Consider the following 13,656-nt stretch of genomic DNA (forward strand, 5'->3'; position numbering starts at 1 on the left):
GAGCCTGTGCTCACGGCGGAGGGGGCGGGGTTCGTCCCGCCCCCTCTGGCACGCCCATTAGACTTGTAACCAACACCCGGCACTCCCGCCGGGTGGTGACCCGAGGAGCCACCCTTGGCTGCTGAGCTGCACGTCGCGCTGGTCGCGGCCGACCGTGAGGTCTGGTCCGGCCAGGCCACCCTGGTCGTCGCGCGCACCACGTCCGGCGACATCGGCGTCATGCCCGGTCACCAGCCGCTGCTCGGTGTGCTGGAGTCGGGCCCGGTGACCATCCGTACGAGTGATGGCGGGACGGTCGTCGCCGCGGTCCACGGCGGTTTCATCTCGTTCGCGGACGACAAGCTCTCGCTGCTGGCCGAAGTCGCGGAGCTGTCGGACGAGATCGATGTCCAGCGCGCGGAGCAGGAGCTGGAGCGCGCGAAGGCGGAGGACGACGCGGAGGCCCAGCGCCGCGCGGACGTCCGTCTGCGTGCGGCCACGGCGGCGCGCTGACTTAGCCCGTCGTGTGATGACGTCACTCAGCCGCGGCTGGGTACCGGAGAGATCCGGACCCAGCCGCGGCTGAGGCGGATGTGGGTGTTTTTTACGTTCCGTTACCTAGGAGACGAGGAGGTCGGTGTCGATGGTCCTCGCTCTGACTGTGTGCGGAATTGTCGTGGCCCTCGTGGTGGTGGGACTGTTCGTCTTCGGTCTGCGCCGCCGGCTCATCCAGCGCTCGGGCGGCACCTTCGACGCCAGCCTGCGCTGGGACACCCCGGAGCAGGGCGACACCAGCGGCAAGGGCTGGGCGTACGGGGTGGCCCGCTACAACGGCGACCGCGTCGAGTGGTTCCGGGTCTTCTCCTACTCGCCGCGCCCGCGCCGGATCCTGGAGCGTTCCGCGATCGAGGTGGCCGGCCGCCGGGTCCCGGAGGGCGAGGAGGAGCTGGCGCTCCTCTCCGACCACGTGATCCTGGCGTGTCTGCACCGGGGGACCCGGCTGGAGCTGGCCATGAGCGAGGACGCGCTGACCGGTTTCCTCGCGTGGCTTGAGGCAGCCCCGCCCGGTCAGCGCGTGAACGTCGCCTAGGTTCGCCCGGTCAGTCGAGCCCGTTGTCGATGGCGGTCACCAGCTCACCGTTGCCGGTGTCGCCGCTGAACTCCCAGAAGAAGGCGCCGCCCAGCCCCTGGTTCTTGGCCCAGGACATCTTCCCGGCGATCGTCGCCGGGGTGTCGTAGGACCACCAGTTGCTGCCGCAGTGCGCGTACGCCGTGCCGGCGATCGTGCCGGTGGCCGGGCAGGAGTTCTTCAGGACCTTGTAGTCCTCGATGCCCGCCTCGTACGTGCCCGGTGCCGCGCCGGTCGCCGATCCGCCCGGGGCGGACTGGGTGACGCCGGTCCAGCCGCGGCCGTAGAAGCCGATGCCGAGCAGGAGCTTGGCGGACGGCACGCCCTTCGCCTTGAGCTTGGCGATCGCGTCGGCCGAGTTGAACCCGGCCTGGGGGATGCCGGGGTACGAGGTGAGCGGGGAGTGCGGGGCGGTCGGGCCGTCCTTGTCGAAGGCGCCGAAGTAGTCGTACGTCATCACGTTGTACCAGTCGAGGTACTGCGCGGCACCGCCGTAGTCGGCCGCGTCGATCTTGCCGCCGGAGGAGCCGTCGGCGGTGATGGCCGCGGTGACCAGGTAGTCCGGACCGAACTCGGTGCGCAGCGCGGACATCAGGTTCCTGAAGGCCGCCGGGCCCGAGGTGTCGCAGGTCAGGCCGCAGGCGTTCGGGTACTCCCAGTCGATGTCGATGCCGTCGAAGACGTCGGCCCAGCGCGGGTCCTCCACGACGGCCTTGCAGGACTTGGCGAACGCGGCGGCGTTCGCCGCGGCCTGGCCGAAGCCGCCCGAGTAGGTCCAGCCGCCGAACGAGTACAGCACCTTGATGTGCGGGTACTTCGCCTTGAGCTGGCGCAGCTGGTTGAAGTTGCCGCGCAGCGGCTGGTCCCAGGTGTCGGCGGTGCCGCTGACGGACTGGTCGGCGGTGTACGCCTTGTCGTACGCGGCGTAGGTGTCGTCGACCGTGCACTGGCCGTTCTTGACGTTGCCGAAGGCGTAGTTGATGTGCGTGATCTTCGACGCCGAGCCCGAGGTCACCAGGTTCTTGACGTGGTAGTTGCGGCCGTAGACGCCCCACTCGGTGAAGTAGCCGAGTTTGACCTTGTCGCCCTTGGGCGGCTCGGTCGTGCCGCCGGTGGTGCGCACCGCGCGGGCGCCGCTGACCGGGCCGGTCTGGTCGGCGGTGTCACGCGCCCGGACGGAGTAGGAGTAGTCGGTGCCCTTGGTCAGGCCCGTGTCGGTGTACGACGTGCCCGTCACGGTGGCGACCTTGGTGCCGTCGCGCAGGACGTCGTAGTTCTTGACGCCCTTGTCGTCGGTGGCCGCGGACCAGGTCAGCTTCACCGAGGTGTCGGTGATGTCGGAGGCGGTGGGGGTGCCGGGGGCGCTGGGCGCGCTGTCGCCCGGTTCGGTGGTGCCGCCGTCGCAACTGCCACCGTTGAGCTTGCAGTTCGCGGGGGAGCCGGTGCCGCTGCCGTTGAAGCCGAAGGAGACGGAGGCACCGGGGGCGAGGGTCCCGTTCCAGGACTTGTTCTTCGCGGTCCAGTGGGTGCCCGAGGAGGTGACGTCGGCGTCCCAGGCGGAGGTGACGGACGTGCCGGAGGGGAAGTCCCACTCGACGGTCCAGGAGCTGAGGGTCGTGGTTCCGGTGTTCTTCACCGTCCACTTGCCTTCGAAGCCGGAGCCCCAGTCCTGCGTCTTGGTGTAGCTCGCGGTGGCGGATGTCGCGGCCTGGGCCGGGCTCGCGAGGCCGACGAGACCGGCCAGCGGGAGCAACAGGGTCGCGAACCCTGCCGCGGCTCTGTGTCTGAAGCGCATGCTGCGCCTCCTTGATGGAGTTGTGGGGGCGTGACTGAGCCTCACGCCCACTGATGGTGCGGTGAGAATAGAAAGGTCTGGACCACCGGTCAATAGGACTGGACCACCACGACCTGGGGCGGTCCGCGGCCCGTCAGATCCCCAACTCCTGGGCGAGCACCGCCGCTTGCACCCGGCTGCGCAGCTCCAGCTTCCCCAGCAGGCGGCTGACATGCGTCTTCACGGTCGCCTCGGCCATGTCGAGCCGCTCGGCGATCCCCGCGTTGGACAGCCCCTCGCCGAGACAGGACAGCACCTCGCGCTCGCGCCGGGTCAGCCGGTCGAGGACGGCCGGATCGGCCGCGGGCTCCCGGGCGGGCTTCGCCGCGAACTCCGCGATCAGCCGCCGCGTGACCGCCGGGGCGATCAGCCCCTCCCCGCGCGCCACCGTCCGTACCGCCTCCAGCAGGTCCTTCGCCTCGGTGTTCTTGAGCAGGAAGCCGGACGCGCCCGCCCGCAGCGCCCCGAAGACGTACTCGTCGAGGTCGAAGGTGGTCAGCACCAGCACGTCGGCGAGCCGCTGTGCCACCACCTGCCGGGTCGCCGACACTCCGTCCAGCCGCGGCATCTGAACGTCCATCAGCACCAGGTCCGGCCGCAGGTCACGGGCCAGCGCCACCGCCTGTTCGCCGTCCGCCGCCTCGCCGACCACCTCGATGTCGGGCGCGCTGCGCAGGATGAGGACCAGGCCCGCGCGGACGGCGGACTGGTCCTCGGCGACCAGGACGCGGATCATTCGGGTTCTCCTTCGACGGTGTCGTGGACGGGCAGGGTGGCGCGTACGGCCCAGATCTTGCCGTCCGGCGAGTCCTCCGGGCCGGCCTCGAACGTGCCGTCCAGCAGCGCGGCGCGTTCCCGCATGCCGACCAGACCGGCCCCCGAGCCGGGGGCGCTCGGCCCGTCCCGGTCGCCGTAGGGGCTGGTCACCGCGACGGTGAGCAGGCCGTCCCGCTGGGTGAGGGACACCGCGACCCGGCCGGGTCCGGCGTGCTTCAGGGCGTTGGTGAGGGACTCCTGGACGATGCGGTAGGCGGCGAGCTCGACGGGCGCGGGGACCGTGTCGTGAGCGGCGTCGAGCGTGACGTCGAGGCCGTTGGTGCGGGCGCCCGCGACCAGCGCGCCGAGCCCGTCGAGGGTGGGGGCGGCGGCCGGGGCGACATCGCCGGCGGAGTCCCGCAGGATCCCGATGAGCCGCCGCATCTCCGCGAGTCCCGCCACGCTGTTCTCACGGATGACGGTCAGAGCCTCCTGGGAGGTCTTCGGGTCGTCCAGGGAGAGCGCGGCCGTGGAGTGGATGGCGATCGCGGACAGGTGGTTGGCGACCATGTCGTGCAGTTCGCGGGCCATCCGGGCGCGTTCGGCGGTGACCGCCTGGGTGCGGTCCATCTCGGCGAGCAGCGCGGTCTGCTCTGCGCGCAGCCGGGCCGCCTCGGCGGCGTCGCGGTGGTTGCGGACGATCAGGCCGGTTGCGGCGGGCCCGAAGGCCACAACGCCGGTGACCACGCCGATCAGCAGCGCCTCGGGCTCGCGCCACAACGCGAACGGCAGCACCGTCCCGGCCACCGACAGCAGCCCGGTGATCCTGGGGATGCGGTGGGCCGAGGCGGGCGGGCCGTACAGGACGGCCGCGTACATGAGGTCCGTGTACATCAGGACCGTGACCAGGTTGCCCTGCGTGACGACGTCCAGGACGATCGCGGCCGTGCCGATCAGCAGGGCGGTGCGCGGGGCGGTGCGGCGCAGCAGCTCGCAGCCGGCCATGACCAACAGCGGCAGCAGGATCGGCCAGCGGCCCGGCAGCAGTACGTACACCTCGGTGTGCGGGCGTGTGGCCAGGCCGAGCCCCCAGAGCAGCAGCCCGCCGAGCAGACCGCCCAGCGCGACGTACACGTCGAAGCGGCGGGGGCGGGTGAGTCGTACGGCCATGGCCCCATCCAACACGGGCACCGGGCCCCACGCGTGATCCCCACGAAGGGTCCCCGACTGCATCTTTCGATGTACCGCGGGTTCGTCAGTCGCGACGACGATTCCGGCCGCGCCGGCCGGGAGCCTGGAAGGGTGACCGAGAGGAGCGCATCGTGATCGTCGCCTTGATCGCCGCCTGTGAGATCGGCTTCTGGGTGCTGCTGGCGGCCGGACTGGCCTTCCGCTACCTGCTGCGCATGCGGCGTACGGGACTGGCGCTGCTGCTGTGCGAGCCGCTGCTGGAGGTCGTCCTGCTGGTCGTCACCGCGCTGGACCTGAAGAACGGGGCCGAGCCGAACTGGACGCACGGGCTGGCCGCGCTGTACATCGGCTACACCGTGGGGCACGGCCATCGCACCGTGCAGTGGCTCGACGGCCACGCGGCCCACCGCCTCGGCGGTGCCCCGCCGCCACCGAAGCCCCCGCGCTACGGCATGGCCCGGGCCCGTCACGAGGGCAAGGTCTGGACGGGCACCCTGATCGGCGCCGCCGTGGCGACGGGGCTGCTCCAGCTGGCCATCTGGTACGTGGACGACCCGAGCCGTGTCACGTCCCTGGAGGGGTGGCGCTATGTGGCCTGGCGCGCGGCCGGGATCCACGGCCTGATCGCCCTGAGCTATGCGATCTGGCCGCGGAAGGCGCCCGCGGGGGAGTCCGAGATGACGCTGGAGAAGGAGAAGGTGCAGCGATGAGCAAGGCCCGCGGAAACCTGGTGGAAGGCGCCGTCACCTTCGTGATCGGCCTGGGGCTGTGGCTGTTCACCGGCGACGTGGAGATCCCCGTCCTCACCCTCACGAAGGTCGGCGCCGTGATGATGTGCGTCGGCGGCGTGCTGGTCGCCGCCGGGCTGTGGCAGGGGGCGCGGCGCAGGACCTGAGGGTCAGCGCTCCCCGCCCGGCACCCACAGCACGTCCCCGACCTCCTTGTTCGCCGTCCTCGCGAGGATGAACAGGAGGTCGGAGAGCCGGTTGAGGTAGGTGGCCGTCAGCGGGTTCATGACCTCTCCGTGGGCCTCCAGGGCCGCCCAGGTCGAGCGCTCCGCCCGACGGACCACCGTGCACGCCTGGTGGAGCAGGGCCGCGCCCGGGGTACCGCCGGGGAGGATGAAGGAGCGGAGCTTCTCCAGGCCCTCCAGGAAGCGGTCGCAGTCCGCCTCCAGCTTGTCGACGTAGGACTGCTCGACCCGCAGGGGCGGGAACTCCGGGTTCTCCACCACCGGCGTCGACAGGTCCGCGCCCACGTCGAACAGGTCGTTCTGCACGCGGGTGAGGACCTTGACGACCTCCTCGTCCAGGCCGCCCAGCGCGATCGCCGTGCCGATCACCGCGTTCGCCTCGTTGGCGTCGGCGTATGCGGCGATCCGCAGGTCGGTCTTGGCGACCCGGCTCATGTCGCCGAGGGCGGTGGTGCCCTGGTCGCCGGTCCTGGTGTAGATGCGCGTCAGATTGACCATGTGGCCAGCGTAGTTAGGCTCCGGCCGTTCGGAACACGCGTGTGCCCACTGTCACGGACAGGGCCGTGAAACCGACGGCCACCAGCACGCCGTACAGCATGTGCGCCGTGGCGTAGGAGCCGACGAAGGCGTCGCGGACGGCGTCGACCAGATAGCGGAACGGCATCAGGTGCGACAGCACGTCCAGCCAGGCCGGGCCCAGGCTCATGGGGAGCATCAGCCCGGACAGCAGCATCGACGGCATGGTCAGCGCGTTGATCGCCGGGCCGAAGGTCTGCGGGGTGTGCAGCTTCATGGCCAGCGCGTACGACAGCGAGGCCAGCGAGAGCGAGAGCAGGGCGACGAAGCCGAACCCGATGAGGACGCCGGGCAGCGGGGCCCGCAGGCCCATCGCCACCGCCGCGAGCACCAGCAGCACGGCCTGGAAGACGAACACCGTGGCGTCCCTGAGCACCCGGCCGAGCAGCAGGGCCAGTCGGCTGACGGGGGTGACGCGCATCCGCTCGACCACCCCCTGGCCCTTCTCGATGAGGATCGAGAAGCCCGCGAAGGAGGCTCCGAACAGGCCCAGTTGCAGCAGCAGGCCGGGCACGAGCAGCTGCCAGGAGCTGCCCCGCCCGCCGAGCGGCAGATCCGTCAGTAGGGGACCGAAGAACAGCAGGTACAGCAGCGGCATCAGCACACCGAAGAGCAGCGCGAAGCGGGAGCGCAGGGACTGGCGGAGATAGCGCCCGTAGACGAGCGCGGTGTCGTGCAGCAGCATCAGGAGTCCTCTGCGTCCTAGACGGCGACGGGGGTCTGGTCGGCCGGCGCGGCACTGCGGCCGGTGATGGCGAGGAAGGTGTCCTGGAGCGAGGCGTCGATCGAGCCGCCGTACCGGAGCTTCAGCGCGCTCGGGGTGCCCTCGGCGACGACCACCCCCTGATCGACGACGACCAGCCGGTCGGAGAGGGCGTCGGCCTCGTCGAGGTAGTGCGTGGTCAGGAAGACGGTCGTGCCGTGCTCGTCGCGCAGCCGGCGCACCAGGTCCCACAGGTCGGCCCGGCTGCCCGGGTCGAGACCGGTCGTCGGCTCGTCGAGGAACAGCACGTCGGGGCGGTGGGTGAGCGCCATCGCGATGTCCAGGCGGCGCCGCTGCCCGCCGGAGAGCGCCGCGCACTTGCGGTCGAGGAATTCGGTGAGGCCCAGGTCATGGGCCAGTTCCCCGGCGCGCTCGGCGGCCCGCGCCTTGCTCAGCCGGTACAGACGCCCCTGGGTGACCAGCTCCTCCCGCACGCTGATCTGGGGGTCGACCCCGCCGGACTGCGCCACGTAGCCGCAGGCCCGCCGCACCCCGGCCGGGTCGGTCGCCAGGTCGCAGCCCGCGACGGTGGCGGTGCCGCCGGTCGGTTCCAGCAGGGTCGTCAGCATGCGAAGGGTGGTCGTCTTGCCGGCCCCGTTCGGGCCGAGGAAGCCGAGGATCTCGCTCTCGCGGACGGTCAGGTCGATGCCGCGCACGGCCTGGACCGGGCCGCGTTTGGTCTGGAAGGTACGCGCCAGGGCGGACGTACTGATGATTGCCATGTCCCCAGAAAAACAGAGTCCCTCAAAATTTGCAATGACACCAAGTTTTCACCGAGCCCAAGGAAGCTAGGATTCATGCATGGCAGAGGGGCTCAGGGAGCGGAAGAAGCGCGAGACCAGGCAGCGCATCTCGGACATCGCCACCGGTCTGTTCCTGGAGCGCGGGTTCGTGACCGTGACGATCGCGGACGTGGCGGAGGCGGCCGACGTCTCCGTGAACACCGTCTACAACTACTTCCCGGCCAAGGAGGACCTCTTCTTCGACCGCTCCCAGGGGGTCGTCGACCGGCTCTCGCGCTGGGTGCGCGGCCGGGACGCGGGGGAGTCGGCCGCCCGGGCGGTGCTGCGCGAGCTGCGCGCCGAGATCGAGGCCGTCTCGCCCCGGATGGGCCTCGTCGAGGGCTACGACCGTTTCATGCGCTGCATCGAGGAGGCGCCGCCGCTGCGCTCCCGGCTGTGGAGCATCCAGCAGGAGGTCCAGGACAACCTGGAGGCGACCCTCCGCGAGGAGACGGACGCCGAGGACGCCGACCCGCTGCCCAGGCTGATCGCCGGTCAGATCTGCTGGGTCCACGGCACCGTCTTCGTCGCGATCGGCCGCGAGATGGCCAAGGGGCGCAACCCGGACGAAGTGTCACGGGAGGTGCTCGTCCTCCTCGACGACATCGAGGAGCTGTTGAGCGAGAAGGTGCTCAACTACGCCGTCCGGGGCGCGGGGTGACACCTGCCGGTGTGATGTCCGTCATGTGAGACGTGACGCGCATTACTTACTGGTCACACAGGCCCTCACGAACGCTAGTGTCCGCCCGAGAGGCAGACATAAACAGCGCGTCAGGGGAGTCGCACAGTGGCACGGAAGCTCGCCGTCATCGGAGCCGGCCTCATGGGATCCGGCATCGCCCAGGTCTCCGCACAGGCAGGCTGGGACGTGGTCCTGCGCGACGTCACCGACGAGGCACTGACCCGGGGCACCGACGGCATCAAGGCGTCCTACGACAAGTTCGTCGCCAAGGGCAAGCTGGAGGCGCACGACGCCGACGCCGCCCTCGCCCGGATCACCGCGACCACCGACCTGGACGCCGTGGCCGACGCGGACGTCGTCGTCGAGGCCGTGTTCGAGAAGCTCGAGGTCAAGCACGAGATCTTCCGGGCGCTCGACAAGCTCGTGAAGGACGAGGCCATCCTCGCCTCCAACACCTCCGCCATCCCGATCACCAAGATCGCGGCCGCGACGGAGCGCCCCGAGCGGGTCGTCGGCACGCACTTCTTCTCGCCCGTGCCGATGATGCAGCTGTGCGAACTGGTCCGCGGCTACAAGACCAGTGACGAAACCCTCGCCACGGCCCGCGAGTTCGCCGAGTCGGTCGGCAAGACCTGCATCGTCGTCAACCGCGACGTCGCCGGCTTCGTGACGACCCGTCTCATCTGCGCCCTGGTCGTCGAGGCCGCGAAGCTGCACGAGTCGGGCGTCGCGACCGCCGAGGACATCGACCTCGCCTGCAAGCTGGGCTTCGGCCACGCCATGGGCCCGCTGGCGACGGCGGACCTGACGGGCGTCGACATCCTGCTGCACGCCACGAGCAACATCTACACCGAGTCCCAGGACGAGAAGTTCGCGGCTCCCGAGTCGATGCGCCGGATGGTTGACGCCGGTGACATCGGACGTAAGAGCGGGCAGGGCTTCTACAAGCACTGAAACCGCACATGCCCCGGGATCATCACACCCCCGGGTGAATTCGGTATCGGTTCGCTTACAAGAAGCAACCTCTGCCCCCCTCACGCAGTCAGAGGTTGCATCACCGGCATCAGAACGCGGAGCACGAGACGCACGCACGGGGAGCGCATATGCACATCAGGGGCGACCACGCCGAGCTGGTCGTCGGGGGCCGCCTCGACGTCCGGAGCGCGGCGGACGCCCGTACGGTCCTGCACTCGGCCGTCGACGACGGAGTCGGCGACCTGGTGCTGGACCTGTCCGAACTGGACTCCTGGGACGCCACCGGACTCGGTGTGATCATGGGGGCTCACCGGCGGGCCGGCCGCTGCGGCCGGCGCCTGGTCCTGCGCGGCGTGCCGCCGCAGATGCAGCGCCTGCTGGTGGCCACCCGCCTGCACCGGATCCTGGCGATCGAGGGGGGCATCGGGGTGGAGACATTGCCTCGCGTGTGACGTTCTGTGCGGGTGTGAACCGGGTGACCGGGGAGACCCGGACGGACATCGCCGAAGTGCGACGCGCACAATCCTCACGAGACCGTGACGTCTCGGACGGCGCGGTACCCCGGACTGTCGTAGATACTGTGCGAAGGTTTAGGGTTCGGCTGCCCGCTGCCTTGAAACCCTATCTGCGGGCCCGGACCAGAAGCGACAGCGCGGTGTGCAGCAAGGCCGGGAGGGGCTTTTCAGAGCACACACACGCTTTTGGGGGGCTTTGACCTATGGACCCGAACAGCCGGGGACCCGAGGAGTACGGCCACGACGGCGACACTGAGTCGCCGCGCCAGCGCCCGCCCAGGGAATCCCTCACACCCGACTTCAGTCAGCACGCGCCCGCGCTCGCCCGCACGGTGCAGCTCGTCTCCGGCGACTTCCTGCTGACCGTCAACCCCGTCGACGGCAGCGAGATAGAAGCCTGCCCGCCCGCCGAACGGCCCGCCCGGCCCGTGAAGCTCACGGCGGCGGAGCGCGCCGAGGCCGAGCGCGCGGCCCGGCCGCCCGTCCCGCCCGGCCCCGCGCAGCCCAGCCTGCCGCTGCTGGCCCGCCAGGACGAACGCGAGCGACTGGTGCGCCTGCTCGCCCGCGGCCGCTCGGTCCGCCTCACCGGCCCCGCCGGCTGCGGCCGCACCCGCCTCCTCGACCTCGTGAGCGAGGACTGTGCCGACCTCGCCCCCGACGGCGTCGTCCGCCTGAACGGCTTCGGCCGCAGCTCCGGCGACCTGCTGTACGACCTCTTCTACGCGGTGTACAACGCCCCCCTGCACCGCCCGGAACGGGACGAACTGCTCACCTTTGTCCGGGAGATCGGCGCGGTCGTCGTCGTCGACGACCTGGAGTTCGGCGGCGCCGCGCTCGACGAGTTGCTGGAGGCCACCCCCGAGTGCGCCTTCCTGCTCGGCGTCACGCCGGACGTGCCGGCCCCTTCCGCCGACTCCGGCGTCGAGGAGGTCCTCCTCGGCGGCCTGGAGCGCGCCGCCGGCCTCGACCTGCTGGAACACGCCGTCGGACGGTCCCTCACCGACGAGGAGTCCAACTGGGCGGGCGACCTCTGGTTCGAGTCCGAGGGCCTGCCGCTGCGCTTCGTGCAGGCCGGCGCCCTGCTGCGGCAGCGCGACCGGCTGCGCGCCGGGACCAGCGCCGTCGACGCGTTCGGCGTCTTCGAGGACGCACCCCCGGCCGACGCCTCCGACGCGTACGACGCCGACGGGGACGACGTACCGCTGCCCTCGCTCGGCGAGGCCGCCGCGCCCGCGCCGCTGCTCGCCTCCCGGCTGAGCGCCTCCGCGCGCGCCACCCTGCGGTTCGCCGTCGCCCTCGGCGGCGAGGTGCCCCACCAGGCGCATCTGCCCGCCCTGGTCGGCGACACCCACGCGGACGCCGCCCTCGGCGAACTGGCCTCCTGCGGCCTGGTCTCCCCGGTCGGCTCCCGGTACCGGCTCGCCGCCGGTGTCCTGACCCAGCTGGAGGCCGCCGGCTACGCCGACGAGGCCGAGGCCGGTGCCCGCAGCGCCGCCCAGCACTACTCCTGGTGGGCCGGTCACCCCTCGGTCACCCCGGAACGCGTGTGCGCCGAGGCCGACGCCCTCCTCGCCGCCCTGGCCGTGCTCGGGCCGCGCACCGGCCCGGCCGCCGAGGGCGAGGAGAGCCCGGCCGTGCACCTGGCGCGCACCGCCGCGCCGGCGTTCGCCGCCGGACTGCACTGGGGCGCCTGGGAACGCGCCCTGCACATCGGCGCCGAGGCCGCCCGGCTCGCCGACGACGTCGCCGAACAGGCCTACTTCCACCACGAGCTCGGCATCCTCGCCCTGTGCGGCGGACAGCTCGACCGGGCCCGGGCCGAACTGGAGACCTCGATCGGCCTGCGCGGTTCCCTCTCCGACAAGCGCGGCACCGTCGCCGGGCGTCGGGCCCTCGCCCTGGTCGCCGACCGCTCGGGCACGCCGATCGGACTCGGACCGACCGCGGGGGAGGAGGTGCCCGACGCCCGGTACGAGGAGTCGCCGTCCCCGGCCGGTGGGGTGCCGGCGGCCTTCCCGACCCTCCAGCAGCCGCCCTCGCCGACCCTGGTCACCCGTCAGGGCCCGCCCGCGCCCTCGCACAAGGCCCGGGGCGGACTCAAGGGCCTGGCCCGGCGCAACCTCGTCGCCGCCGGAGCCGGTGCCCTGCTCGTCGCCGTGCTCGGCACGGTGGTGACCCTCGGCGCCACATCCGACAAGGAGGCGAACCCGCCGTCCGACCAGGTCGGCGTCAACCCCTCGGCCAGCCAGGGGGTCGACGACGGCAGCCTGGGCGCCGACCGGCCGGCGAACGACAGCAACGGCGACTCGGGCGCGGCGACGAGCCGCCCGACCGACCCGGGTCCGGACGGCACGCCGGGCACCCCGGACGATCCGACGCCGACGGGCAGTCCCAGTGGTTCACCGAGCCCCAGCGACTCCGGGCCGACGTCGAAGCCGCCGACGACCTCCAAGCCGCCGGCCACGTCCAGGCCGCCGACGACGTCCAAGCCCCCCACGACGTCGAAGCCGCCGACGACCTCCAAGCCGCCGACCACGCAGCCGCCCACGTCTCAGCCGCCCACTTCCCAGCCGCCGACGTCCGAGGCGCCGACCTCGCAGCCGTCCACCTCCGACACGGCCAGCGGCCCGGCGCCGAGCGCTCCCACGAGTACCACGGCGAGCGCGTCGCAGAGCAGCCCCGACCCGGTGATCTGACAGCCGTACAGACAGCGGGGCCGGGTCCGTTGCCCGGACCCGGCCCTGTTGGTCGTGTACGCGCGGTGTGTCAGAAGAGCCGTAGCTTGTCGTCCTCGATGCCCCGCAGCGCGTCGTAGTCGAGCACCTGGCAGCCGATGCCGCGGTCGGTCGCGAGGACGCGGGCCTGGGGCTTGATCTCCTGGGCGGCGAAGATGCCGCGGACCGGGGCGAGATGGGGATCGCGGTTCAGCAGCTCCAGATAACGCGTCAGCTGCTCCACGCCGTCGATCTCACCGCGCCGCTTGATCTCCACCGCGACGGTCTTGCCGTCGGCGTCCCGGCACAGGATGTCGACCGGCCCGATGGCCGTCGGGTACTCGCGGCGGATGAGGGTGTAGCCGTCGCCGAGTGTCTCGATGCGGTCGGCGAGCAGTTCCTGGAGGTGCGCTTCCACGCCGTCCTTGATCAGACCGGGATCGACGCCCAGTTCGTGCGAGGAGTCGTGGAGGACTTCCTCCATCGTGATGATGAGCTTCTCGCCCGCCTTGTTGACGACGGTCCAGACGCCCTCGTCCTCGCCGGTGCCCTCCTTCAGCGTGCAGGGCGGCGACATCCAGTTCAGGGGCTTGTAGGCCCGGTCGTCGGCGTGGATCGAGACGCTGCCGTCCGCCTTCACCAGGATCAGGCGCGGGGCCGAGGGAAGGTGGGCGGTGAGCCGCCCGGCGTAGTCCACGGAGCAGCGGGCAATGACGAGACGCATGGTCGGCAACGCTACTCGACAGGCGGGTGTCGACGCGATTCGCCCTGGAAAACACGTGTTCGG

The 13,656-nt window shown here is 71.3% G+C and carries 15 protein-coding genes; 8 read left to right on the plus strand and 7 right to left on the minus strand.

Annotated elements, in window-relative coordinates:
• Positions 1-114: 114 nt before the first annotated feature.
• Together AC07F0_RS25505 and AC07F0_RS25510 are read left to right on the plus strand one after the other, a co-directional pair.
• Entirely contained in the window at positions 115-492 is a 378-nt protein-coding gene (locus AC07F0_RS25505; protein ID WP_053670581.1) for a F0F1 ATP synthase subunit epsilon, read from the plus strand.
• A gap of 130 nt (positions 493-622) precedes the next feature.
• Positions 623-1,069 carry a DUF2550 domain-containing protein gene (locus tag AC07F0_RS25510; RefSeq protein ID WP_478982122.1) on the plus strand — a complete coding sequence of 149 codons (447 nt, stop codon included), beginning with the start codon at positions 623-625 and terminating at the stop codon, positions 1,067-1,069.
• A gap of 10 nt (positions 1,070-1,079) precedes the next feature.
• Here AC07F0_RS25510 and AC07F0_RS25515 read toward each other — a convergent pair whose 3' ends face one another.
• The 3 genes from AC07F0_RS25515 to AC07F0_RS25525 form a co-directional block, all read right to left on the minus strand.
• The gene (locus AC07F0_RS25515) at positions 1,080-2,903 is read right to left on the minus strand and encodes a glycosyl hydrolase family 18 protein (RefSeq protein WP_478982124.1); all 1,824 of its coding nucleotides are present in this window, start codon (positions 2,901-2,903) and stop codon (positions 1,080-1,082) included.
• Between the two features lie 133 nt (positions 2,904-3,036).
• The gene (locus tag AC07F0_RS25520; protein ID WP_436728376.1) at positions 3,037-3,678 is read right to left on the minus strand and encodes a response regulator; all 642 of its coding nucleotides are present in this window, start codon (positions 3,676-3,678) and stop codon (positions 3,037-3,039) included.
• Positions 3,675-4,868: a sensor histidine kinase gene (locus AC07F0_RS25525; protein WP_478982126.1), complete on the minus strand. Its 1,194-nt coding sequence runs from the start codon at positions 4,866-4,868 to the stop codon at positions 3,675-3,677. Before AC07F0_RS25525 ends, AC07F0_RS25520 begins: the two co-directional genes overlap by 4 nt.
• A 152-nt stretch (positions 4,869-5,020) precedes the next feature.
• On the opposite strand from AC07F0_RS25525, the gene AC07F0_RS25530 reads away from it, so the two are divergent.
• Together AC07F0_RS25530 and AC07F0_RS25535 are read left to right on the plus strand one after the other, a co-directional pair.
• Positions 5,021-5,599, plus strand: a complete 579-nt coding sequence (locus AC07F0_RS25530) for a hypothetical protein (RefSeq protein WP_478982128.1) — start codon at positions 5,021-5,023, stop codon at positions 5,597-5,599.
• The gene (locus AC07F0_RS25535) at positions 5,596-5,784 is read left to right on the plus strand and encodes a DUF5708 family protein (protein WP_478982130.1); all 189 of its coding nucleotides are present in this window, start codon (positions 5,596-5,598) and stop codon (positions 5,782-5,784) included. The genes AC07F0_RS25530 and AC07F0_RS25535 overlap by 4 nt, the downstream gene beginning before the upstream one ends.
• 3 nt (positions 5,785-5,787) lie before the next feature.
• Here AC07F0_RS25535 and AC07F0_RS25540 read toward each other — a convergent pair whose 3' ends face one another.
• From AC07F0_RS25540 to AC07F0_RS25550, 3 genes are read right to left on the minus strand one after another with little or no spacing between them, the layout of a single operon-like run.
• Positions 5,788-6,360: a cob(I)yrinic acid a,c-diamide adenosyltransferase gene (locus tag AC07F0_RS25540; protein ID WP_354741921.1), complete on the minus strand. Its 573-nt coding sequence runs from the start codon at positions 6,358-6,360 to the stop codon at positions 5,788-5,790.
• Between the two features lie 13 nt (positions 6,361-6,373).
• Positions 6,374-7,123 carry an ABC transporter permease gene (locus AC07F0_RS25545; RefSeq protein WP_478982132.1) on the minus strand — a complete coding sequence of 250 codons (750 nt, stop codon included), beginning with the start codon at positions 7,121-7,123 and terminating at the stop codon, positions 6,374-6,376.
• Between the two features lie 17 nt (positions 7,124-7,140).
• Positions 7,141-7,923, minus strand: coding sequence for an ABC transporter ATP-binding protein (locus AC07F0_RS25550; protein ID WP_478982134.1), 783 nt, complete (start codon positions 7,921-7,923; stop codon positions 7,141-7,143).
• Between the two features lie 79 nt (positions 7,924-8,002).
• Between AC07F0_RS25550 and AC07F0_RS25555 the strand changes: the two genes are divergently transcribed.
• The 4 genes from AC07F0_RS25555 (at position 8,003) to AC07F0_RS25570 (ending at position 12,851) form a co-directional block, all read left to right on the plus strand.
• Positions 8,003-8,644 (plus strand): TetR/AcrR family transcriptional regulator, encoded by a 642-nt coding sequence (locus AC07F0_RS25555; protein WP_478982136.1) that lies wholly within the window; start codon positions 8,003-8,005, stop codon positions 8,642-8,644.
• Between the two features lie 126 nt (positions 8,645-8,770).
• Positions 8,771-9,619, plus strand: coding sequence for a 3-hydroxyacyl-CoA dehydrogenase family protein (locus AC07F0_RS25560; RefSeq protein WP_436728384.1), 849 nt, complete (start codon positions 8,771-8,773; stop codon positions 9,617-9,619).
• Between the two features lie 149 nt (positions 9,620-9,768).
• Entirely contained in the window at positions 9,769-10,092 is a 324-nt protein-coding gene (locus tag AC07F0_RS25565; protein ID WP_003993003.1) for an STAS domain-containing protein, read from the plus strand.
• Between the two features lie 266 nt (positions 10,093-10,358).
• Positions 10,359-12,851 carry an ATP-binding protein gene (locus AC07F0_RS25570; RefSeq protein WP_478982138.1) on the plus strand — a complete coding sequence of 831 codons (2,493 nt, stop codon included), beginning with the start codon at positions 10,359-10,361 and terminating at the stop codon, positions 12,849-12,851.
• 70 nt (positions 12,852-12,921) lie between these two features.
• Here the strand turns inward: AC07F0_RS25570 and nucS are convergent, their stop codons facing one another.
• Positions 12,922-13,593, minus strand: a complete 672-nt coding sequence (gene nucS, locus AC07F0_RS25575) for an endonuclease NucS (RefSeq protein ID WP_010040116.1) — start codon at positions 13,591-13,593, stop codon at positions 12,922-12,924.
• Between the last annotated feature and the right edge of the window lie 63 nt (positions 13,594-13,656).

Source organism: Streptomyces sp. NPDC045955, assembly GCF_056430805.1.